The organism is Nocardioides sp. (assembly GCF_050699375.1).
In the GTDB taxonomy this organism is placed as follows: domain Bacteria; phylum Actinomycetota; class Actinomycetes; order Propionibacteriales; family Nocardioidaceae; genus Nocardioides.
Genome location: NZ_JBOHDN010000120.1, coordinates 1 through 22,618, shown reverse-complemented (window position 1 = coordinate 22,618; position 22,618 = coordinate 1). Strand labels below are relative to the sequence as shown.

The 22,618-nt window shown below is 68.7% G+C and carries 17 protein-coding genes and 2 rRNA genes; 5 read left to right on the top strand and 14 right to left on the bottom strand.

What is annotated here, in order from left to right:
• Positions 1-152: 152 nt before the first annotated feature.
• From ACRDPS_RS08750 to ACRDPS_RS08705, 10 genes are all read right to left on the bottom strand, one after another.
• The gene (locus ACRDPS_RS08750) at positions 153-1,532 is read right to left on the bottom strand and encodes a cytochrome P450 (RefSeq protein ID WP_431501239.1); all 1,380 of its coding nucleotides are present in this window, start codon (positions 1,530-1,532) and stop codon (positions 153-155) included.
• A 114-nt stretch (positions 1,533-1,646) separates the two neighbouring features.
• The gene (locus ACRDPS_RS08745) at positions 1,647-3,008 is read right to left on the bottom strand and encodes a hypothetical protein (protein WP_431501238.1); all 1,362 of its coding nucleotides are present in this window, start codon (positions 3,006-3,008) and stop codon (positions 1,647-1,649) included.
• A gap of 153 nt (positions 3,009-3,161) precedes the next feature.
• Positions 3,162-3,848 carry a TetR/AcrR family transcriptional regulator gene (locus ACRDPS_RS08740; protein ID WP_431501237.1) on the bottom strand — a complete coding sequence of 229 codons (687 nt, stop codon included), beginning with the start codon at positions 3,846-3,848 and terminating at the stop codon, positions 3,162-3,164.
• A gap of 311 nt (positions 3,849-4,159) precedes the next feature.
• Positions 4,160-5,857 (bottom strand): allophanate hydrolase, encoded by a 1,698-nt coding sequence (locus ACRDPS_RS08735; protein WP_431501236.1) that lies wholly within the window; start codon positions 5,855-5,857, stop codon positions 4,160-4,162.
• Positions 5,854-9,549, bottom strand: a complete 3,696-nt coding sequence (uca, locus tag ACRDPS_RS08730) for an urea carboxylase (protein WP_431501235.1) — start codon at positions 9,547-9,549, stop codon at positions 5,854-5,856. Before uca ends, ACRDPS_RS08735 begins: the two co-directional genes overlap by 4 nt.
• A complete protein-coding gene (locus tag ACRDPS_RS08725) occupies positions 9,546-10,343 on the bottom strand; it encodes an urea amidolyase associated protein UAAP2 (protein WP_431501234.1) in 798 nt (265 codons plus the stop codon). Before ACRDPS_RS08725 ends, uca begins: the two co-directional genes overlap by 4 nt.
• Complete coding sequence (locus tag ACRDPS_RS08720; RefSeq protein ID WP_431501233.1) at positions 10,340-11,194, bottom strand: urea amidolyase associated protein UAAP1; 855 nt, start codon at positions 11,192-11,194, stop codon at positions 10,340-10,342. Before ACRDPS_RS08720 ends, ACRDPS_RS08725 begins: the two co-directional genes overlap by 4 nt.
• 471 nt (positions 11,195-11,665) lie before the next feature.
• Positions 11,666-12,448 (bottom strand): HAD family hydrolase, encoded by a 783-nt coding sequence (locus ACRDPS_RS08715; RefSeq protein WP_431501232.1) that lies wholly within the window; start codon positions 12,446-12,448, stop codon positions 11,666-11,668.
• Between the two features lie 73 nt (positions 12,449-12,521).
• Positions 12,522-13,754, bottom strand: coding sequence for an RNA polymerase sigma factor (locus ACRDPS_RS08710; protein WP_431501231.1), 1,233 nt, complete (start codon positions 13,752-13,754; stop codon positions 12,522-12,524).
• A gap of 1 nt (position 13,755) precedes the next feature.
• Positions 13,756-14,133 (bottom strand): YciI family protein, encoded by a 378-nt coding sequence (locus ACRDPS_RS08705; protein ID WP_431501230.1) that lies wholly within the window; start codon positions 14,131-14,133, stop codon positions 13,756-13,758.
• Between the two features lie 322 nt (positions 14,134-14,455).
• Between ACRDPS_RS08705 and ACRDPS_RS08700 the strand changes: the two genes are divergently transcribed.
• A complete protein-coding gene (locus tag ACRDPS_RS08700; RefSeq protein WP_431501229.1) occupies positions 14,456-15,289 on the top strand; it encodes a nicotianamine synthase family protein in 834 nt (277 codons plus the stop codon).
• On the opposite strand, the gene ACRDPS_RS08695 is transcribed toward ACRDPS_RS08700, so the two are convergent.
• Positions 15,286-16,176 (bottom strand): LLM class flavin-dependent oxidoreductase, encoded by an 891-nt coding sequence (locus ACRDPS_RS08695; protein WP_431501228.1) that lies wholly within the window; start codon positions 16,174-16,176, stop codon positions 15,286-15,288. The two genes, ACRDPS_RS08700 and ACRDPS_RS08695, sit on opposite strands and share 4 nt — an antisense overlap.
• A gap of 121 nt (positions 16,177-16,297) precedes the next feature.
• On the opposite strand from ACRDPS_RS08695, the gene ACRDPS_RS08690 reads away from it, so the two are divergent.
• The 3 genes from ACRDPS_RS08690 to ACRDPS_RS08680 all read left to right on the top strand — a co-directional run bounded on the left by ACRDPS_RS08690 (position 16,298) and on the right by ACRDPS_RS08680 (position 19,361).
• Positions 16,298-16,726 (top strand): YciI family protein, encoded by a 429-nt coding sequence (locus tag ACRDPS_RS08690; RefSeq protein ID WP_431501227.1) that lies wholly within the window; start codon positions 16,298-16,300, stop codon positions 16,724-16,726.
• Positions 16,727-16,844: 118 nt separating this feature from the next.
• Positions 16,845-18,074, top strand: coding sequence for an RNA polymerase sigma factor (locus tag ACRDPS_RS08685; RefSeq protein ID WP_431501226.1), 1,230 nt, complete (start codon positions 16,845-16,847; stop codon positions 18,072-18,074).
• A 21-nt stretch (positions 18,075-18,095) separates the two neighbouring features.
• Positions 18,096-19,361: an Nramp family divalent metal transporter gene (locus ACRDPS_RS08680; protein ID WP_431501225.1), complete on the top strand. Its 1,266-nt coding sequence runs from the start codon at positions 18,096-18,098 to the stop codon at positions 19,359-19,361.
• Positions 19,362-19,394: 33 nt separating this feature from the next.
• Here the strand turns inward: ACRDPS_RS08680 and ACRDPS_RS08675 are convergent, their stop codons facing one another.
• Entirely contained in the window at positions 19,395-20,195 is an 801-nt protein-coding gene (locus tag ACRDPS_RS08675; protein WP_431501224.1) for a siderophore-interacting protein, read from the bottom strand.
• A gap of 158 nt (positions 20,196-20,353) precedes the next feature.
• On the opposite strand from ACRDPS_RS08675, the gene ACRDPS_RS08670 reads away from it, so the two are divergent.
• The gene (locus tag ACRDPS_RS08670) at positions 20,354-21,652 is read left to right on the top strand and encodes an MFS transporter (RefSeq protein WP_431501223.1); all 1,299 of its coding nucleotides are present in this window, start codon (positions 20,354-20,356) and stop codon (positions 21,650-21,652) included.
• Positions 21,653-21,933: 281 nt separating this feature from the next.
• Here ACRDPS_RS08670 and rrf read toward each other — a convergent pair.
• Together rrf and ACRDPS_RS08660 are read right to left on the bottom strand one after the other, a co-directional pair.
• Positions 21,934-22,050, bottom strand: a 5S ribosomal RNA gene (gene rrf, locus ACRDPS_RS08665).
• 172 nt (positions 22,051-22,222) lie between these two features.
• Positions 22,223-22,618: ribosomal RNA gene (locus tag ACRDPS_RS08660) — 23S ribosomal RNA — on the bottom strand; the annotation flags it as partial.

Sequence of the window (22,618 nt, the reverse complement as noted above, 5' to 3'; positions counted from 1 at the left end):
CTGCAGAAGCGACTCCTCGACCTGCAGAGGTGACTCCTCGGCCTGCAGAGGTGACTCCTCGACCTGCAGAAGTGACTCCTCGACCTGCAGAGGTGACTCTCCTCGACCTGCAGAGGTGACGGCTCGGCCTGCAGAGGTGACGCCTCGGCGGGTCAGGAGAGGCGGGCGGGGAGGTGGGAGTAGCCGCGGAGGATGCGGGTGGGGTGGCGCTCGCGACCTTCGAGGAGCTCGAGGTCGGGGAAGCGCTCGAAGAGGAGCCGGAGGCCGATCTCGCCTTCCATCCTGGCCAGGGCGGCACCGAGGCAGAAGTGGCGGCCGCCGGAGAAGGAGAGGTGGTCGCGGGCGTTCTCTCGGGTGACATCGAAGGTGGCCGGGTCGGTGAAGACGGCAGGATCGCGGTTGGCGGCGGCGAGAACGGTGTTGATGATCGTGCCGCGCGGGATGTGCTCACCGGCGATGGTGGAGCTGCGCCGGGCGACGCGGCCGGTCAGGAGCACCGGCGGGTCGAGTCGCAGGATCTCGTCGGACGCGTTCGACCACAGGTCGGGCTGCGTCTTGAGCGCCTCGAGCTGCGAGGGGTTGTCGTGGAGGAGCGCGATGCCGTTGCCGATCAGGTTCACGGTGGTCTCGAAGCCCGCCGCGAAGACCAGGCCGGCGACCGCACGCAGCTCCCGCTCGCTGAGCCGGTCCCCGTCGTCGCGGAGTGCGACGAGCTGGCTGAGCAGGTCGTCCCCGGGGTGCTCGGCGAGGTGCTCGAGGTGGCCGCGCAGCCAGGTGTCGAACTCCTCCAGCGACGACTCCATGTCCCGGAAGGTGCGCCACTCCAGCCCGATGTCGAGGCTGAGCGCAGCGCCCTTGCCGAGCTCGAGCATGCGCTCACGCAGCTCGAGGGGCACGCCGAGCACCTCGGAGATCACCGTGATCGGCAACAGCCCGCAGTAGCGGGTGACCAGATCGACGCTCGCCCCCGAGGAGGCCTCTCGCTCCAGGTCATCGAGCAGGTCACGCGCGATCTCCTCGGTGCGGGTGCGCAGCTTCTCGACCGCCCGCACCGTGAAGACGCGAGTGACCAGCTTGCGGTAGCGCGTGTGCTCCGGCGGCTCGGTCGCCAGCAGCGACGGTGGCTGGAGAGGCGCGAAGACGTCGCTGGACGACCACGCGGCCGCCTTCGCCATCAGCCCCGTGCCCGACTCGTCGGGGGCGAAGAACCCGGTGATGAAGTCGTTGCTGGTCAGCACCTCCTTGATGACCTCATGGTCGACCGCGAGGTGGCTGAAGCCGCCCTTGTAGAGCGGCCCACGCGCGCGAAACTCCTCGAACAGGTCGGCGAGATCGAAGGTGTGCGACCCGGGCCCGCTGAGGATCAGGTCCCCCTGCAGGTCGCCCTTCTTGGCGGAACGGACGATGGCCGTACGCGGCAGGCCGTGCCCCAAGGCCCAGCGCACGCCCTGCTTGGCGGTGCGCTCCACCTTCCCGAGTGCCTTGTCGGCAATCTTGCGAGTGCCGACCGGCGGGGTGATCTTGAGCGGCATGCGAGACCTCCGAGGCGCAGGAACACGTTCTCATGCAGCGTACGCCCGCTCCGGATGGGCCACATCCGACCGTGGTAGCAATTCAGGCCCGGGACGGTTTCCGCCCGATGACGCTCAACGCTTGATGAACTCGCGGTCCCCCTCGGGCCAGGAGTGGGTGTAGCCGGTGACCTTCGTGGCCCCGGCGACCTTGACGCTCCACTTCGCGTGCCCGGAGGCGACCGGCTTGATCACGACGCGCTGGTTGGGCTCGGTGATCGTGACCGTACGCGTGAACCGCTCCGGCGCGCCCCACGGATCCATCGCGATCGTGGCCGTCACCGGCAGCCGGCTGGCGTCGATCCGCAGGCCGATCGCCTCGGTCATCGCGGTCGCGTCCACCGACAGGGTCCTGGTCGGCCCGGGGTCCGCCGTCGGCTTCTTGGAGGGTTTGGGCGTCGAGGTCGGCTTCGGCTCGACGGGTGCTGAGGACGCCGGTGCGCTCGGCGAGGCCTCCTTCGTCGGCTCGATGACGTCGTCGCTTGCCGGGGCGCTGGGCGCCGACTCCTGGCTCTGCGGATCCTGCTTGTCGGAGGAGTCCGGGCCGGCCCCGGTCACGAGCCCGCGAACGATCTCGTAGAGCACGATCAGCAGCACGACACCGACCACGACCAGCGCCACCCTGCCTCGGCGGGTCATCCGTGACCGTCGGTAGGGGCCAGGGTCCATGTGGTGCACCGGAACCAGCGGTCCGGCCGGGCGGTCAGGGACCTGTTCGGCCTCGGGCTGAGGCGCCGAAGCGGACGTCGGGACAGGTACGGGCGGTAGCGCCGGCCCGGGATCCTTCTCAGGCTCCGGCTCAAACCCCGGTCCGGGTTCAGGCTCCGGATCGGGTTCCGGTTGCGGCTCAGGCGGAGGCACCTGGGCGGGCGCAGGCGCGGCCTCAGCGGGCGACTCGGCCTCCGGCTCTGACGGCGGCGCAGGGACGGGGGCAGCCTCAACGGTCTGCTCGGACTCTGGCTCGGACGGAGGCGCCGGCGCGGGTTCAGCCCCAGACTCAGGGGCCGGGGCCGGAGCGGGAGGCGGAGGCGGAGCAGGCTCCGGTTCGACCATCGGCGCCGGAACGGCGAGGACCGGAGGAACCCACGGCTCCTCCTCGGGCTCATCGGGCTCGGCCTCGAGGACCAGAGGAGCAACAGCATCGGCCGGCAGCCACGCCGCACCCGGAACGGCGTCCGGCGAGGAATGGCGCCCGAAGACCTCGAGCGTCTCGACATCGGTGATCAGCCCGTCCGGGTGGACGACCATCCGGATCCGGGCCTCGTCGTCGGTGGCCACGACCTCGACCGGCCTACGGCTCGGCCCGGCGAACTGCTCCCGCACGGCGCGTACGCCCGCTTGATGCGGGTCTTCTCCCCAAGGACGCTCGACCACCAGCCCGTTGAGCGTCGTGACCCCGCGGGTGACGGAGAGGATGGCTGTCTGCTTCCGGGCCATCAGTGGCCTCCGGAAGAGTCGTTGCGCACGTGTGGGGGTCCTCGTGGTGGGGAAGCGGACAATGGGCTCGGAAAGTTTGTCGTTCAAGCCTCAACGGGGCAACTCACGCGCGCAAGCCCGGCCCACCATTTACCGTCTTGTCAGCCTGGCTTGTCAGGCGAGCTCGCGGACCCTGTCCTCGAGGAAGTCGTCGAGCATGTCCACGGCGACCTCGTTCGCAGCTTGGATCTTGTCCTGGCTGACCCCGCAGATCCGCAGGCACGAGGCCGCGATGGCCCACGCCTCCGGGCACGTGATCCTCCTGACCGCGTCCTCGGTGAGCATCTCGGTGCGCATCTTGATGACGCCTTCGACCTGCTGGATGAGCATGTTGCCCAACTGCTTCAGACTCACGCCCTCCAGCACCTTCTCCGAGGCCACCTTGCTGGCCAGATCGGCGTAGGCAGCAGCGAGCTCTTCGTGTTCCTTGCGGAACTCGGTGTAGACCTCGCCGTTGGTCACATCCGGCAACAGATAGAGCATGCCGACGTTGTGCGACACATCGGCGAGCGTGCGTACGTCGATGAGCACGAGCAGATAAAGAGCCGTCTCGTAGTCCAACGGCGGCACCTGGTTGAGGATCTTCTCGACCTTGTCCGTGGTCGGACGGACCGACTTCCGGAGCAGCTCGACGAGGATCTCGTCCTTGCCCGCGAAGTGGTAGTAGAGGGACGCTTGGCGGATGCCGACCTGGTCGGCGATCTCGCGGGTGGATGTCGCCGCGAAGCCCTGGGAAACGAAGAGTCGCGCGGATGCATCCAGGATCTGATCACGTGGTGAGGCAGTACCCGAATCGGGCACATGCCTAGGGCGGCCGGGCCGAGAACGCCTAGTTGTCATGTATGCCATCTAAGCGGCCTCCCGAGTTTCGGGGAAGATTCGAAAGAGTCTTCTTCCTCTAAAGAATAGAGTCGAAAGTCCCACAGAAGGGTTGAATTCCCTGTCAACAAAGTGTATGGCGCGACCAGGCTCTGGACATTGCACAGCATCCTCCCGGGGCGATAATGCTGGCGGAATTCTGCCCAGTGTGACGGCGAACCAGGCCCCTGAACAGGGTCCTGTGCCACCAGGAGGAATGACCCCGGTCCCGTAACAAAGATCGACGCTGAACGTTAAAGGCCCTGCTCAGACTGGTAACTACGCCAATCTCCGTGCACGGAGATATCGACGGCCCCTTCGAGGGCATACGGCTCGACGAGAAATCCCGAGACCGAGAGGCCTTCTTCCAGCTCGACCGTCCCGATGACCATGGGCGCAGGTACGCCGCCGACGAATGCCCCGAAACCAGCAGCCGGCACACGCCACAGCTCGCCCTCGATCCGCGCCCCGGTCCCGGGACCACCGACCCGGACCAGCCCAGGCTTGGGCGGCACCGTCTCGAGCGCGAACAGCCGGTACGCCGCCGAGGTCGAGGTCCGGCGCAGCAACGTCGCTCCCGCCTCGACCAGCTGGTGGTTGAGCGTCTGGCCCGACAGATGAGCACCCACCACGAAGACATCGACGCTGGGGCTGAGCAGCAGGTGACCGAGGGCGGCCAGGGTCCGGTCGCTCCCGGCCGCACCGGTGAGCAGCACCCCGAAGGGCAGCCCGCCGACCTGGCCCGCCGGGACCGCGAGCGAGGCCATGTCGAGCAGGTTCGCGAAGTTCGTGTAGCGACCCAGGCGCGCGTTCGCCCCGACCGGGTCCGCGGCCACCTCGGCGATCGTCGGGTGCCAGGTCGTCGTCGGCGTCAGCAATGCGGCGCACCCGGCCAGCGCCGACCGACCCTCGGCGCCGAGACGAGCCAGCAGAGCCGTGTCCCGCGCCCAGTCGACCGCCCGGGGCGCTGCTCCGGCGAGGACGATCGAGGCGACCGTCGGGTCCAGATCGGTCCCGATCAGATCCCGGTGGTCCTCCAGGTGAGAGCCCACCGCGGCGTACCTCTCGGCGACGAAGGCGCCCTCATAGAGCAGCTCGGACGCCTCCAGCAACGGGGAGATGTCGGTCTCGACGATCTCGGCGCCGGCCGAGGCCAGACGGGCGACCACCGCTTCGAAGGCGACCGACCACCCCGGGGCGAGCCCCTCGAGATGCTCGCTGGTCGGCACCGCCACCCGCGGCACCGGCGGCACCCCACCATCAGAAGGCAGCGTACGTGACAGCGGATCCGCCGGGTCAGGACCCGACATCAGCTCCGCCGCCGCCCGCGCAGACGCCAGATCCCGCCCGAAGACGGTGACGCAGTCGAGCGTGTAGCAGGCCGGCACGACCCCGGTGACCGGCACCAGCCCGCGCGAGGGCTTGACCCCGACGATCCCGTTGAGCGCCGCCGGCACGCGACCGGAGCCCGCGGTGTCGGTCCCCAGCGCGAGGTCGACCAGGCCCAGCGCGACCGCGACCGCCGAGCCGGACGAGGATCCGCCCGAGATCCGGGTCGCGTCCCAGGCGTTGCGGACCGCGCCGTACGGGCTACGGGTGCCCACCAGCCCGGTGGCGAACTGGTCCAGGTTGGTCTTCCCCACGACCAGCGCCCCGGCCGCGCGCAGCCGTGCGACAGCAGTGGCGTCGGCGGCAGGCGTGTAGGCGTACGAGGGCGCCCCCGCTGTCGTCGGCAGCCCACGGACGTCGATGTTGTCCTTGACCGCCAGCAGCCGCCCCGCCAACGGCAGGACCTCCCCGCCGGCCACCTTCGCGTCGATCGCGGCAGCCTCCTCGAGCAGGTCGGCACGCGTACGCAGCGAGATCCAGATCTCCGGGCGATCCGATGCCTCGATCCGATCGAGCGCCTCGGCGGCACGAGCGGCCGCGCCGCCGGGAAGCGAGTGGATCAACTCGGTGCCCCGACCCGCTCGGATGGACGCACCGCGGCGATGACCTGTCCCGGGACGATCTGCTCGCCCGGCTTCACGTAGACCTCGACGACCTCGCCGGCGACGGGCACGGGCACGCTCGCCTCCATCTTCATCGCCTCGACGATCATCAGCGGGTCCTCCTCGGCCACCCGCGCACCGAGGCCGACCACGACCTTCCAGACCGTCGAGGTGAACGGTGCGGTCACCTGCACGCACCCGTCCGGGACCTCGACCTCCGACGGGTCGTCCTGGGCTCCGATGCGGTCGCAGATGTCGAACTCGCCCGAGACCTTCCAGCGCTCCCGCTCCTGGTCGAAAGCAGCGGACTGACGGTCGCGGAAGGCCGAGATCGAGTCGTCGTTGGCGGCCAGGAAGCGGTCGTACTCCTTGATCGAGAAGGTGCCCTCCTCGGTCTCGAACTCACCGCGTCCGGCCTCGACCTCGGCCCGCAGCTCCAAGAGCTCCGAGGCGGAGACCGGATACCACTCGATCCGGTCGAAGAACCGCAGCGCCCACGGGTCCTCGTGGAAGAGCCCGCCCGGTGTGGCGCTCTTGCGGAACCGGTTGAACACCTGCGTCGTGCGCCCGACCAGCTGATATCCGCCCGGCCCCTCCATGCCGTAGATGCACATGTACGCGCCGCCGATGCCGACCGAGTTCTCTGCCGTCCAGGTGCGCGCAGGGTTGTACTTCGTCGTGACCAGCCGGTGCCGTGGGTCCAGCGGTGTCGCCACCGGCGCGCCCAGGTAGACGTCACCCAGCCCGAGCACCAGGTACGACGCGTCGAAGACGGTCCGATGGACCTCCTCTACCGAGGCGAGCCCGTTGATCCGGCGGATGAACTCGATGTTCCACGGCGCCCACGGCGCGTCGTCGCGTACGCCGGCGGTGTAGCGCTCGATCGCCTCGCGGGTCGCCGGGTCGTCCCAGGACAGCGGCAGGCGCACCCGTCGTGAAGGCACGGTGAGCTCCGAGGTCGCGGGCAGGTCCTCCTCCAGCTCACGCAGCAGCCCGGCGACCTGACCGGCCCGCAGGACCGAGGAGTCGGTGTGCACCTGCAGCGACCGGATCCCCGGCGTGACGTCGATGATGCCCGCGGGCGCGTGCTCGGCGAGCGCCGACTGCAGCGCGTGCACCCGCATTCGCAGACCCAGCTCGAGCGTCATCGGGCCGTACTCCACCAACACCGAGTTGTCCCCGCTGCGCCGGTAGGTGACCTCCGGCCGTGCGGGGGTCCCGGGCAGCCTGCCCAGCACGCCGTCGTCGCCGTCGCCGCCCGACCCGCGAGCCACCGTCAGGGAAGAACGGTGGTTGACCAGGCCGGCGGCCTTGCCCTCCCGCACCGGCACGAAACGCACCCTGTCGCCGGGCCGCAGCTGCCCGATCTTCCACAGCTCGCCGCTGGCGACCACCGCCGGGCAGACGAAGCCGCCCAGCGAGGGTCCGTCGGGACCGAGGATGATCGGGGTGTCCCCGGTGAAGTCGAGCGAGCCCACCGTGTAGGGGGTGTCGTGGATGTTGGACGGGTGCAGACCCGCCTCACCACCGTCGGCACGGGCCCAGGTCGGCTTCGGCCCGATCAGGCGTACGCCGGTGCGAGCCGAGTTGTGGTGCACCTGATAGCTCGCCGCGTAGAGCTGGTCGATGTCCTCGCGCGTGAAGAACTCCGGGGCACCGTGCGGCCCCTCGGTGACGCCGATCTCCCAGGTGCTGGTCAGCGCCGGCCGCCGCGAGTCGGGAGTGGCCGCGGGCTGAGCCTGAGGGTCGCTCGCGGTGCCGGGACGGAGCACGTCCCCTCGTTGGAGAGCGCGGCCGGCGTGCCCGCCGAAGCCGCCGAGCGTGAAGGTCGAGGCGCTGCCCAGGAACTCCGGTACGTCCAGGCCACCCCGGACCGCGACGTACGCCCTCAGCCCCGGGCCGTCGGAGCGGCCCAGCCTCAAGGTGGACCCCGCGGGGAGCTCGACCGGCTCCCACTGCGGGACGGGATCGCCGTCGACGGTGACCGGCATGGGGGCACCGGTCACGCAGACGACGGCGGGATCGGAGAAGACCAGCGTCGGTCCGCCGGCCGTCGACCGGCCCGACGCCAACGGCACCGTGACCTCGAGGCCCGGAGCGCCCCGGTGGTTGCCGACGGCCAGGTTCGCCTCGGCGAAGGAGACCGAGTCGAAGGGCCCCGACGGAGGCACACCGACCTGCCAGTACCCCACCCGGCCGGGGAGGTCCTGGACCGTGGTGAGCACGCCCGCGTCGAGCACATCGATGCGCGGGTCCGGGTCCCCACCATCCTTGGCGGAGCCCTCCTTGGCACGGTCGGCCAGGGTCGAGGTCGAGTGGGTGGCCGAGCGGAGCTCGGCGTAGCTCGTCATCGCACGCAGCGCGGAGACGTTGGTGACGATGCCGTCGATACGGGTCTGTGCGAGCGCCTCGCCCAGGATGGAGAGGGCCTCGTCACGAGTCCCGCCGGTGGCGATCACCTTGGCGAGCAGCGGGTCGTAGTGGGGCGAGACCTCGAGACCGGTCTCGATCCAGGAGTCGACCCTCACGCTGTCGGACTCGGCCGGGAGGACCGCGCGCGTGACCAGGCCGGAGGACGGCATCGAGTCCTTGGCAGGGTCCTCGGCGTAGACACGTGCTTCGACGGCGTACGCCTCGGGAACGGGGCACCTGCGGAAGAGCTCGTCCGGCAGGACGCCGACCCCGTCGCGGGCCAGGCGCAGCATGAGAGCGACGATGTCGATGCCCATCACCTGCTCGGTGACCGCGTGCTCGACCTGGAGACGGGTGTTCACCTCGAGGAAGGAGATCTGTTCGCGACCCGGGTCGTAGACGAACTCCACGGTCCCGGCCGAGCGGTAGGAGACCGACTTGGCGAGCTGGCGCGCGGAGTCGTGCAGGACGGTGCGTACGGCCTCGGGCAGTGCCGGCGCCGGCGCCTCCTCGATCACCTTCTGGTTGCGGCGCTGCAGCGAGCAGTCGCGGTCCCCGAGCACGGCGACCTGACCCTGGCCGTCGCCGAAGATCTGCACCTCGACGTGACGCGCGGGGCGCACCAGGTGCTCCAGGAACACCCCGGAGGTCCCGAAGCTGGTCTGGGCCAGGCGAGCGACCCGCTCGAAGGCGACCCGCACGTCCTCCTCCGAGCTGCAGGCGGTCATCCCGATGCCGCCACCGCCGCCGGTCGCCTTGACCATCACCGGCAGCCCGATCCGGGCCGCCTCCGCGGCCGCCTCGTCCGGGCCCGAGAGCAGACCCGTGCCGGCCAGCATCGGCACCCCGGCGATCTCGGCGAGCCGGCGGGCGGAGTGCTTCTCGCCGAAGGCGGTGATCTGGTCCGCCGTCGGACCGACGAAACGGAGCCCGGCATCCTCGACCTCGCGGGCGAAGGCGGAGCTCTCGGACAGGAAGCCGTAGCCGGGATGGATCAGCCCCGCGCCGGTGCGCAGGGCTGCTGCGATGATCAGGTCGCCACGGAGGTAGGAGTCGCGTGCGGGCGCGGAGCCCAGACAGACGGCCTCGTCGGCCTCGCGTACGTGTGGAGCCGCTCGGTCGGCCTCGGAGAAGACCGCCACCGTACGCATCCCGAGCTCACGCGCCGTGCGCATCACTCGGCGGGCGATCTCTCCCCGGTTCGCGACCAGGACGGTGTCGAAGGACAGACCAGCCGTCATGCGTCAGCCTCGTAGTCGAAGTCGGCGTCCGGCTCGGAGACGATCATCCGCAGAGGCGTCGGGTTGAAAGCGTTGCAGGGGTTGTTCATCTGCGGGCAGTTGGAGACCAGGACCAGGGTGTCGGTCTCCGCACGGAGCGCGACCCGCTTCCCCGGCGCGGACATGCCGTCGACGATGCCGAGGGCACCGTCCTCCTCGATGGGGACGTTCATGAACCAGTTGATGTTGGAGACGATGTCGCGCATGCCCAGCCCGTGCTTGGCGCCCTCGGTCAGGAAGTTCTCCCGGCAGCCGTGGTGATACATCACGTGGTGGCCGTAGCGCAGGGTGTTGGACTCGCGCGAGCAGGCGCCGCCGATGGTGTCCTGGCGGTCGATCTCGTTGTCGACGACGGTCATCAGGGCGCGACCGAGGTTGCTGCGCAGCACCGTCCCGGTGCGGATGTAGGCGCTGTTCTGCCACGCGAGCGTGTCCTGCGCGCTGTAGCGCTCGTCGGTGTCGTTCGCGTTGTAGAGCAGGCAGTCTCCCGACTGGTTGCCCCCGACATCGACGATCGTCAGGACCTGCCCGGCACGTACGACGCCCGACCACGAGGCCCGCGGGGCCACCTGCTCGTCGACCATGACGGTGCCCGCCACGAGCGGGTCGCCCCAGTCGAGCGGGCTCCCGTCGGCGTACGAGGCACCGACCGGGACGCTGGAGACCAGCTGCCCGTCGGGCGTCAGATAGGTGGTCGCTGGGACAGGAACGGTGGTCACAGGCCTCATCACCGGGTCGTCGATCGTGGTTGTCACAGGGCCCGAGCCTCCGCATAGTCGAGTGTGTTCAGATATGCCCGCCGGATCTCGGGAGAGGCGTCGAAACGCGCGTCGCCCGGGGTGGTGGGGGTCGTCTCCGGCGTACGCCAGGCGTGCACGCGCAGCGGACCGACGATGTATTCGGGGCGCGGGTCCCGCGGGTGCGGGACGTTCGCGATCAGGACGGTCAGGGGCAGCTCGGCCACGAGCTCGACCGAGGTCCCGGCCCCGGACGAGCCCAGCCAGTCGAAGCTTCCGTCCGCGGCGACGCGGACTCCCTGGAAGAACGAGACCGAGGGAGGTACGTCGGCCGGGCCGAGCCCGTGCTTGGCCGCCGCCTTGACGAAGAGGTCACGACCGGCGGGCGCGGGCCCTTCGGGCAGCGCGGTGCCGTAGCGCAGTGCGTTCCAGGCGCCGGTGCTCGTCCCGCAGAAGGCGTCGTGGCGACCCGAGCTGTCCTCGAGGATCGTGGCCAGCACACGGCCGTCACCGGAGAGCAGCGGGTGGCCGGCGCCGAGGTAGGCCTGCCACGGGATCTTCTGGGTGTCGGCGACGTTGAGGCGCTCGGTCGGCTCGAGTGCGTTGTAGACGAGCGTGTGGGCGCAGGCCTCGCCGGTCGGGTCCTCGAGACGGAGCCGCGTGCCTCGGGCGAGGACCTTGTGGGTGTACCCCCCGGGAGCGACCGTCTCGGCCCACGTCAGGCTGCTCGGGTCGACGTCGCTCGGACAGTACGGACTCGACGAAGCCGGTAGGTACGGCATCCAGTCGCTGACCTGTCCCCCCTGCGCGCGAGCATCTGCTCGTGCGTTCAGCACCGTGTCCGTGCTGTGGTCTGCAGCTAGCGCCACCCGGTTCCCTCCTTGAACATGATTTAACTGTCGACTGACAGGTAAGCATGTAGGTCAAGGGCATCGGGGGCAAACCATGACTGTTGGAAACCTGAGTCCGAAATGTGGGGTTCGGAGTCGGTAATTTTCTTCCCTGTCGGTCGATCGATTCTTACCGTTTTCAGCGCGAACTGGCTAGGGGTGAACGACCATTTCGTCCCGATTTCAGGCGTGCGGTGCCGCCTGACGGAGCGATCCGGTCCAATCAAGGACCCACCAGAGGAGCCGACAACCTGTCGCAGGACAGGTAACAGCGGCCGTGTGATTTCAGACACCAATTCGATGGCAGCCCGGAACCGTGCCGAGGAGCGGACCGATGTCTCGAAGGATCCCGATCTTCGGCTGACATCGACCCACGAGGAGTGGGATGCTGACCCGCGACCAGCACTCTGATCGAGTCGTGCAGCTGCGATCGGCGCTCTCAGCGCCAGATCAGCGGGATGATCCCTTCGAGCCCCACGGCACCACATTGCCGGAGACGAAAGTCCGCGATTCGGACTTTTCTCGGGGCATCGGCACGCCGATCATCGCGATGAGCTCGTTCAGGTCACCGATCGTCGGGCCGCTCCATTCGGGGTCCGGGTCCGACTCGACCTCTGCGCGCTGCGCCGGGTCCTCGGGCTCGAAACGTACGGTTCTCATTCCTAGCGCCTCGGCGCCGCTCAGCTCACGGCTGCCGCCGTCACCGACGTAGACGCACTCGGTGGTCGCCACCTCGAGCGCTGCCGCCGCGACCACATAGGCGCCCGAGTCGGGCTTGCGTACGCCGGTCTGGCACGAGAACGAGACCGCGTCGAAGTACTCGCTGAGAGGGCTGTCCGGCCAGACCTCGGTCGTAGCGCAGCAGGAGTCGGAGACCAGCCCGAGTCTGAACCCGCGCGTCCGCAGCGCACCCAGGACAGGGAGAGCCCAGGTCGCGGCGTGCAGGGAGAGCGCGAAGTCGAGGCGTCGCTTGATGGCTTCCTCGACCTGGCTCTCGGTGGGGACCGCGCCCAGCCGCCGGGACAGGTATCGGACGGTGTGGTGCACGTCGGCCAGCAGGCCACGGGTCCGCTCATCGAGCGTCTCGGCGACCACCGAGGCGAATGCTGCCGGATCGATGCCCAGGATGGAGCCCATGCCGCGAGCCATCGCGTTCCGCTCGGCCTTGGTTCCGCTCGGGATCAGCGTGTCATGCAGACCGAAGATGACCGCACGCACCTCGGCCTCGTCCATGACCTCAGCCTAGCCATCTCGGAGCTCAGCTGAAGGACTTCTGCCACTCTCAGCCACATCGGCGTGGCCATCGTCAGGGCCGGTCGAGGGCCTCGATCCGGCGGTTCAGGTAACGCTGCTCCGGCACGCTCCGGGTCAGCCGCGCCGCGAGCACGTAGTGCTCGCGCGCCGTCGTGACGTCGCCGGACTGCTCGAGCAGGTGCGCCAGCACGGCATGGGCCCGGTGGTGCCTGAGCATCGCCGGATGCTCCAGCAGGTCGCGTACGATCTCGATCCCGTGCTCGGGGCCGAGGCTCATCGCCACCGCCACCGCACGGTTGAGCGTGACCGCGGGCGAGGGCGCCACCTGGGCGAGCATCCCGTAGAGCAGGTTGATCTGGAGCCAGTCGGTTGCGTCGTACGACTCCGCCTCGGCATGCACGGCGGCGATCGCAGCCTGCAGCTGGTAGCGCCCCACCGGCCCTTCGGGAAGTACGTCCTCCAGCAGGGTGACACCTTCACGGATCAGGTCCCGGTCCCACTGCGAGCGGTCCTGGTCCTTGAGCGGGATGAGGTCGCCGAGGTGGTCGACGCGCCCGCACGAGCGGGCCTGGGTGAGCAGCATGAGCGCGAGCAGGCCGGTGGCCTCGTCGTGCTCGGGGAGTACGCCGCGCACGATCCGGGCCAGCCGGATGGCCTCCTCGGTGAGCTCGATGCCCTGCAGCTCCGGGCCGCTGGTGCGGGTGTGGCCCTCGTTGAAGATCAGGTGGCAGACGTCGAGCACGCAGGCGATCCGCTCGGGCAGCTCGTCGGGCGCCGGCGAGCAGAACTCCTCGTCCTTCAGCGTCCCTCGCGCCCGGCTGAGCCGCTGGCCCATGGTCGCCTCCGGGACCAGGTAGGCGGCCGCGATCTCCGACGTCGTCAGACCGCCCACGCACCGCAGCGTGATCGCCACCTGCGACGGGCGCCGGAGGGCGGGATGGGCACACATCATCATCAGTCGCAGCGAGTCGTCGTAGGCCGACCCGATCTCCACTGCCTCCGGGTCCGGCTCGTCGAGCCGCCGGGCGATCCCGTCGGCGACCTCACGCCGCGTCCGTGCCTTGTCCGCGCGCAGCTGGTCGATCAGTCGCCGATGAGCCACCCGGATCAGCCACGCCCGCGGGTTGACCGGCACCCCGTCGTACGACCACCTCTGACCGGCCGCGATCAACGCCTCCTGGGCGGCGTCCTCGCAGTCGGGCAGGTCGGAATGGACCCGAAGCAGGGCGCCGAGGACGTGGGCGGACTCCTTCCGCCACACGTCCTCGACTCCCGTCATCGTCATGTCAATAGGTTGCCACCGGCCGGAGCTCGACCGTCTCACCGGGGCCGCTGAAGCTGCGTACGACCTCTTCGGCCCTCGCCTGCGACTCGACGTCGATGAGGAAGAAGCCGGCCAGGTGCTCCTTCGCCTCGGAGTAGGGGCCGTCGGTGGCGACGGGCTCGCCGGCGTCCCAGCGGTAGAGCCTCGCCGAGGCCGGATCCGCGAGTGCCTGGCCGCCGAGGAGCTCGCCGTTGGCCGAGAGCTCCTCCATCACCGCCTCCCAGGCAGCGGTGAGGCCGTCCCTGGTGGCCTCGGGCAGTGACTGCACCTCGGGGATGAAGTCACCCGTCGGGTGACCCCACGGCTGGGGGTTGGAGTGGATCAGGATGACGTACTTCATGCTCTTTCCCTTTCGTAGGCGCCTTCCGTAGGCGTGCTTACGGGGGATACGTCGTCGCCGTTCGGCGCAGTTCTACATCGTTCCAGACACGAGCCGGCAAAGTCCTGGGATCCGGAGCGAACCTCAGGGCACGACGTCGTCGTGGGCCGGACAGTCGATGAACCCGCGGTCGCCACCGGAGTAGTACGTCGCCATGTCGGCCCCCAGCCCGAGCCAGTGGTCGGCTACCGGCGCACCAAGGGCGTCGCCTGAAGCCCTGGATCATCACCTAGTGGCAGAACCGTCTGCGGCGGCCGCGGCTGATGTGGGATCGTGTGCGACTGTGGATCCGGGTGCCTTCGAAGCTGTCGACGAGCGTCTGATCTCCACCCTCGACGAGCTGCTCGACCAGCCGTCGCTCGATCCCGGGATCGTCGTCGACGCGCTCTTCCATCGACTGGTCAGCTCGGTGCTGAGCGTGCCCGAGCACGCGGCGCCAGCGGTGCTGGCCGCGCTCCCGCCGTCGCGCTCCCCGGCCCACTTCAGATCGGTGACGTCCGCTGGGGAGCATCTGCTCGAGCGGGTCTGGGCCCGCAAGATCGCCGGCTCCCCCGACCCGGCCGGGGCGTTGGCCCGCTTCCCCTACGACGAGAACTACCGCCTGCTCGTCGACATGGAGCTGGAGGCCGTACGCCGCCAGGGCACCGTGCCACGGCGGGTGCTGCTCCTCGGATCGGGGCCGCTGCCGCTGACCGCGCTCTGCCTGGCCCAGTGCGGCATCGCCGTGCACTGTGTCGACCACGACGCGGAGGCGATCGAGCTCTCTGCGGCCGCGTTCGGTCGTTTGGAGGTCGAGGGCGTGACGTTCGAGCACGCCGACGCAGCCTCCGCCACTCCGCCGTGTCCGCCCGATGTCGTGCTCCTGGCCGGGCTGGTCGGGTCCGACGACGCCGCGAAGGCGGCAGTGCTCGACAAGGCGGTCGCCCACCTCGCCCCGGACGGCCTGGTCCTCGCGCGGAGCGCTCGGGGGCTGCGTACGCTGCTCTATCCGCCGGTCGGCCCGACGGCCTTGGCCGGCCTGAGCGTCGTCGCGGAGGCGATTCCCGAGCTCGACGCGCCGGGTACCGACGTCATCAACAGCGCGATCCTCGCCCGCTCTGGCCGGGGCGCCGACTAAGGCACCAGCACAGGGTCGATGACGTCGGCCTTGAGGCGAGCGGCCCGTTCGATCCGTTCCGCACCCGTGTCACCCAGATTCCACGTCGGCAGGATGAACTCGTCGAACCCCGCCTCGACATAGCGGCCGATCAGGTCCTGCAGCTCGCCGGCCGAGCCGGCCTGGCTCCGGGCGAAGCCCGGGTTCGCGCCGTCGAGGTCGAGCATCAGGTTGGTGGTCGTCCGCATCGTGCCGGGGTCACGACCGACCTGCTCGCAGGCCTCGAGAAGCCTGGACCGCACCGCTCCCGCGCTCTCGGGCGTGCCCCAGGTGTTCCACTCGTCGGCGTGACGGGCGACGACCCGCAGCATCCGCGGGCCCTTGGCACCGACCAGGATCGGCAGCGGCGAGGCCATCGGCTTCGGCTCGCACGGAGCGTCGGCGAGCTGGAAGTGCTTCCCGTCGAAGGTGGTCCGCGGCTTGTCGAGCAGCGACCGGGTGACCTCGATCGCCTCCTCGAACCGGTCGACGAGCACCTTCGCACCCGGCAGCTCGAGGCCGTACGCCTTGTGCTCGTTGATCTGCCAGCCGGCACCCATGCCGAGCACGAACCGGCCGCCGGCGATGTGGTCGATCGTCGCGGCCCGGTTCGCGAGCAGGGCCGGGTGATGGATCGTCGTCGGGGAGACGAGCGGTCCGATGCGTACGTTCTGAGTCGTCGCGGCCAGCGCCGGCAGGATCCCCCAGACCTCGTGCATCGGCCCGTCGCTCACATCTTCGGTGCCGGTGTTGGGCATGTAGTGGTCGGCGACCCAGACGCCGTACCAACCAGCCTGGTCAGCCGCCTGCGCCTCGGCAAGGATGTCGGCAGTGGGGTAGACGAGGTTGGGCCACAGCGAGATCTTCACGTCCCCAACCTACCCACGCCCGAGAAAAAGATTGTCCCCGATGTCGATCCCGCGTAGACCTCGTACGACCAAGGGGTGAACGGGCCGGCAAGGCGGCCCGACCGACACAGGAGTAACCGAGATGCCGAAGTACATGCTGATCTGGCGCACCGTCGACGAGGAGAAGCAGAACGCCGCGATGGCCGAGATCCCGTTCGAGCAGATGCTCGAGAAGATGGGTCAGCTCAACGACGAGCTCATCAAGGCGGGCGTGGTGCTGGCCATGGAAGGCCTCGACCCCGAGGAGCACACCGTGGTCACCTACGCCGACGCCGAGGAGCAGCCGGTGGTCACCGATGGCCCTTACGGCGAGACCAAGGAGCTCTTCGGAGGCTTCTACCTGATCTCGGTCGCCTCGAAGCAGGAGGCGGTCGAGTGGGCCAAGCGGCTCACCTACTTCCCCGGCTCCGCCGTCGAGGTCCGCCGGGTCCCGACGATCGACGAGTTCCCCCAGGACAACCCGTGGATCCAGAAGGAGCTCGACTGGCGGACCAAGAACGGTCAGCTCTGACCGCCCCCGGTGGTCGAGCCTGTCGACACCTCCAGATGAGGAGACACCGATGAGTGACGCGACACGCGCCGCCCCCCCACCCGATGGTCGAGCCTGTCGAGACCAAGGATCGAGTCCGATGAGTGACGCGACGCGCGCCGTCGAAGCGATCTGGCGGATCGAGTCCGCCCGCATCGTCGGCGCGCTCGCGCGCTACACGGGAGACTTCTCCCTCGCCGAGGACGCGGCCCAGGAAGCCCTGGCCGAGGCTCTGGTCTCCTGGCCCGAGAGCGGCCAACCGGCCAACCCCGTCGGCTGGTTGATGACCACCGCCAAACGGCGCGCGATCGACACGATCCGCCGCGCCGGCGTCCAGCGCGAGAAGTACGCGGCGATCGCTCACGACCAGGATGAGGCGTACGCCGACGATCTGGATGTCGAGCGGATCGACGACGACGTCCTCGCGCTGATGTTCGTCTCCTGCCACCCGGTGCTGTCGAAGGAGGCTCGGGTGGCGCTCACGCTCAGGGTCGTCGGCGGCCTGAGCAGCGAGGAGATCGCTCGGGCCTTCCTGGTACCGGTGCCGACGATCCAGGCACGGATCACCCGCGCCAAGAAGACGATCGCGGCCGCGAAGGTGCCCTTCGAGGCGCCGCCGCCCGAGGAGCGCAGGCAGCGGCTTCCCGGTGTGCTCAATGTCCTCTACCTGATCTTCACCGAGGGCTCCACCGCAACCTCGGGGGAGGATCTGATCCGAACCGACCTCGCACGAGAGGCACGGAGGCTGACCCGTGTGCTGATCGGCGTGCTTCCAGAGGAGCCGGAGGCGTACGGCCTGCTCGCGCTCATGGAGCTGACCGCCTCCCGGTTCCCGGCCCGCATCGACGAGAGCGGCGACGCCATCCTTCTCGAGGACCAGGACCGCACCAGATGGGATCGGGGTGCGATCCACCGCGGGCTGGCCGCCCTGGAGCAGGCGACCCCTCGTGGCCTGGGCCCCTACGGTCTGCAAGCCGCCATCGCCGGCACCCATGCGGTCGCCGAATCGGTCGAGAAGACCGACTGGGAGCGGATCATCGTGCTCTACGAGGCGTTGGGCCGCATCGCGCCGAACCCGATCGTCGATCTCAACCGTGCCGTCGCGGTCGCGATGGCCCACGGCCCGATGCCGGCGCTCGAGCTCGTCGACCGGCTCGCGACCGACAATCGGCTCGACAACACCCACCTGCTCCCGACCGTACGCGGCGAGCTGCTGCGCCGTCTCGGCCGAACCGTCGAGGCTCGCAAGGAGCTGGAGCGAGCGGCGGAGATGTGTACGAACGAACGCGAGCGTGCCGTACTTGGTCAAAAACTCGCTGATCTGCCTTAAAAGACGGTATACCTGTCGCTCATGTCACATGCAGCGAGGACCGAGTCGTCCGAAACCCCGCGTTGGCGGATCCTGGGGCCAGGCCTCGTGGTCGCCGCGACCGGCGTCGGCGCCGCCGACCTGGTGGCCACACTGATCGCGGGCAGCAAGTACGGCTACGCCCTGCTGTGGGCGGTGGTCATCGGCTGTGCGCTGAAGGTCGTGCTGGTCGAGGGCGCGGGGCGCTACACCCTCGCGACCGGCGAGACGATCTTCCAGGGCTGGCGACGCCTGGGCATCTGGACGACGATCTACTTCGGGCCCTACATCGTGATCTGGGGCTTCATCTACGGAGCCGCGGCCATGGCCGGCACCGGCCTCGCCCTGACCGCGCTCTTCTCCTTCGCGTCGGTGAAGGTGTGGGGCATCGTCTCCGGGCTGATCGGGATCGCGATCGTGTGGACCGGTCGCTACGGCCTCTTCGAGAAGGTCCTCGCCGTCCTGGTGGGGATCATGTTCGTGACGATGGTCGGTGCCGCGCTCGTCACGCTGCCCAACCTCCCGGAGCTCTTCAAGGGACTGGTTCCGACCATCCCCGAGGGCTCCTTGGTCAACATCCTCTCGGTCGCCGGCGGCGTCGGCGGCACGATCACCCTGGCGGCCTACGGCTACTGGCTGCGCGAGAAGGGCTGGCACACGCCGCAGTTCATGCGGGTCATGCGGATCGACAACACCACTGCGTACGTCGTCACCGGCATCTTCGTGGTCGCCACCCTCATCGTCGGCGCCGAGCTGCTCTACTCGGCAAACATCGCGATCGGCACCGGCGACAAGGGCATGCTCGACCTGTCGACGGTGCTCGCCGACCGGTACGGCAACTGGTTCGGCAAGCTCTTCCTGATCGGCTTCTGGGCCGCGGCGATGTCGTCGCTGGTCGGTGTCTGGAACGGTGTCAGCCTGATGTTCGCCGACTTCGTCGGGACCATTCGCGGGCGTGCCGACGAGGCCGAGGCGAAGAGCGGCGGGATCTGGTACCGGGCGTACATCCTCTGGCTCACCTTCCCGCCGATGATCTGGCTCCTGGTGGCCGACGAGCCCACGTGGTTGATCCTCATCTACGGGGTCCTCGGCGCCTTCTTCATGCCGTTCCTGGCCGTCACCCTGCTCTGGCTCCTCAACACGAGCCACACCCCCGCGGAGTGGCGCAACAAGTGGGTCTCCAACATCGGCCTGCTCATCTGCGCGCTGCTCTTCGCGTGGCTGGCCTTCGACCAGGTCCGCACGTCCCTCACCGACCTCTTCGGCTGAGGCCCGAGCGCGCCGGCGGATCGGCACCTAGGCCTAGGCCTGGGCCTTGCCGATCCGCCAGTAGCCGACGAACGTGATACGCGACTTTGGCACCCCGGCCGAGACCAGGTGACGTCGCCCTTCGGTCGGGATCGTCCGCTCGCCGACCAGATAGGCGGAGAGCGTTGCCGGCTCCTCGGGCGTGAACGACCTCAGCTCGGCGAGCGCCAGCGCCCCCGGCTGATCGGGGGACCCCTTTCGCGGCAGCCACCGCACCTCGAACCCCGCAGGACCGGACACCTCCTGTACGTCGGCCATGTCCGGGATCTCGATGATGGCCAGCCCACGCGCGGTCGCCGGCAGGTCCCGGAGGATCCCGAGGATCGCCGGGAGGGCCGACTCGTCGCCGACGAGCAGATGGAAGGAGGCATCGGCCGCGAGGTCGAAACCCTTGCCCTGATCCATCAGAACGACCCGCTCCCCGGGCTCTGCCTTCGCCGCCCACGGACCGGCGATCCCGAGATCGCCGTGGACGACGAAGTCGACGTCGATCTCGCCGAGGTCGGGTCGATGCTCCCGCACGGTGTAGTTGCGCAGCGGCGGCCGGTCGCCGTGCGTCATGAACTTGAGGTAGTCGATCATCCCGAGCCTCTCGGGGACGATGTCGAAGTTGGTGGCCTCGCCGCCGGGCCGGGGAAGGAAGAGCCGGAACCACTGGTCGAATCCGTGCTGCGGGAGACGCTCGAGGTCGCCTCTTCCGAAGGTGAGCCGCACCATGTGCGGAGTCACCTGCTTCGCGCGCAGCACCTCTGCTGCGTACACGCCCTTCAGCTTCCGGCCGTCGTCGAAACCCATGCCCACTCCATTCAGGAAAGTTAGGGTCACCTTACCTGCAGGTGCAAGGGTCTGCCGGGCCGCTCGAGCAGCTACCGGGAGACCGCTGATCCTGGTGCGGATCGCGGGTGGACCAAAGTCGGTTGACGTGCCTCACGGCCGGGTCGAGGGTGGACGACATGTCCGCAGACGAGCTTCCCGGCTGGAAGCGCAACGCTGCGATCTTCCTCGCCGGCCAGACGGTGTCGCTGCTCGGCTCGATGCTCGTGATGTTCGCCGTCATGTGGCACCTCACCATCGAGACCCGTTCCGGCTCGGTGCTGACGCTGAGCCTCGTCTTCGGCATGCTTCCGCAGGCGTTCATGTCGATCTTCGGCGGCGTATGGGCCGACCGGCATCACCGCAAGTTCCTGATCATGGGCTCGGACACCATCATCGCGGTCGCCACCCTGATCCTGGCGGGCATGATGGCCAGCGGGATAGACGACCTCTGGATCATCTATCTGGCTCTGGCGGTGCGTTCGGTCTTCGCCGGGATCCAGATGCCGGCGGTGACCGCGATGATCCCGCAGATAGTCCCGACGTCCCAGCTCCTCCGGATCAACGGCGCCTTCCAGACGATCCAGTCCGCGATGGCGCTGCTCGCCCCGGCCCTCGCCGCGGTGATCTACGCCAGCATGGACATCGTCGCGGTCTTCTTCATCGACGCGGCCACGGCACTGATCGGCGTGGGCCTGCTCGCCCTCGTCCCGGTCGCCCGCATCGTACGCACCGACCAGGGAAAGGTCTCCTACTTCGGCGACCTGCGAGCAGGCATGAAGTACGTCGCCTCCCACGCCCACGTCCGTTGGATTCTGGTGCTGTTCACGCTGGTCATGGTCATGGTCGGCGCGCCGTCCTACCTGACCCCGCTGATGGTGACCCGCACCTTCGGTGACGAGGTCTGGAAGCTGACGGCCAACGAGCTCTTCTGGGGCTTCGGGATGCTGGCCGGCGGCGCCGCGATGGCCACCTTCGGGCCGCGCATCACCCACCGGATGCGACTGATGGTCGGCTCCGTCGTGCTCATCGGGCTGCTGGTCATCGGGCTGGGCGTCTCGACCAACATGTGGGTCTTCTTCGCGTTCGGACTCCTGATCGGGGTCTCCTTCTCGGCGCTCAGCGCCCCTGCGATGACGATCCTCCAGGAGCGGGTCGAGCCGGAGATGCAGGGTCGCGTCTTCGGCATCGTCGGCATCGTCATGTCGGTCGCGATGCCGTTGTCCATGGTCGTCTTCGGCCCGTTGGCGGACCAGTTCGCCGTGGAGTCGCTGCTCGTGCTCGCCGGCGTGCTTCTGTTCGCAGTGGTGGCCGGCATCCTCGCGATACCCGGCGCACGACGCTCGCTCGCTGAGGTCGATCTCCCGAAGGAGGAGCCGCCCGCCGGTATGCCGGACGAGGGAGCGATGGACGGAGAGGCTCCCCAGGGCGTCAAATGACAGTTGCCCGGCACCTTGCGGCACCGGGCAACTGGAGAGCTCTGGATCAGCGGCTGGTGGCCAGCTTGATGGCCACACCGAGACCCGCGGCGATGACGGCGGCGATGAGCAGCTTCTTGACCATGGGAACTCCTAGTTCGAGAAATTGATTCGGACTGCAACTATGACATTGCACCCCGGGTTCCCGCCTACGTCAACCGGGCGTGGCGCGAAGACGCCACGACAACAGCCGCAAATGGCAGCAGGGCCACCCCAGAAGGGGTGGCCCTGCGCAAAGTTATGTCCGGCGGCGTCCTACTCTCCCACAGCCTCTCGGGTGCAGTACCATCGGCGCTGATCGGCTTAACTTCCGGGTTCGGGATGGGTCCGGGTGTTTCCCGTTCGCTATGGCCGCCGTAACTCTGTCAACCAACTCTTCAGGTGTGCCCGTGTGTACGGGGTTTGTTGGTTGGGATGTGTGTAGTGGACGCGGTGGATCTGGGTTTGGGTTTCTGTTTGTGGGGTGCCGTTCACCTACACGCTGTTTCACACCGTGTCCCTGTGTTGGGGGTTGGTGTGGTGTGGTGTGGGTGGGGCAAGCCCTCGGCCTATTAGTACCGGTCGGCTGGGCATTGCTGCTGTACACCTCCGGCCTATCAACCCAATCATCTTTTGGGGGCCTTATCCCCACATGGGGGTGGGAAACCTCATCTTGAAACGTGCTTCCCGCTTAGATGCATTCAGCGGTTATCACTTCCGAACGTAGCTAACCAGCCGTGCTCCTGGCGGAACAACTGGCACACCAGAGGTTCGTCCATCCCGGTCCTCTCGTACTAGGGACAGCCTTTCTCAAGTTTCCTGCGCGCGCGGCGGATAGGGACCGAACTGTCTCACGACGTTCTAAACCCAGCTCGCGTGCCGCTTTAATGGGCGAACAGCCCAACCCTTGGGACCTACTCCAGCCCCAGGATGCGACGAGCCGACATC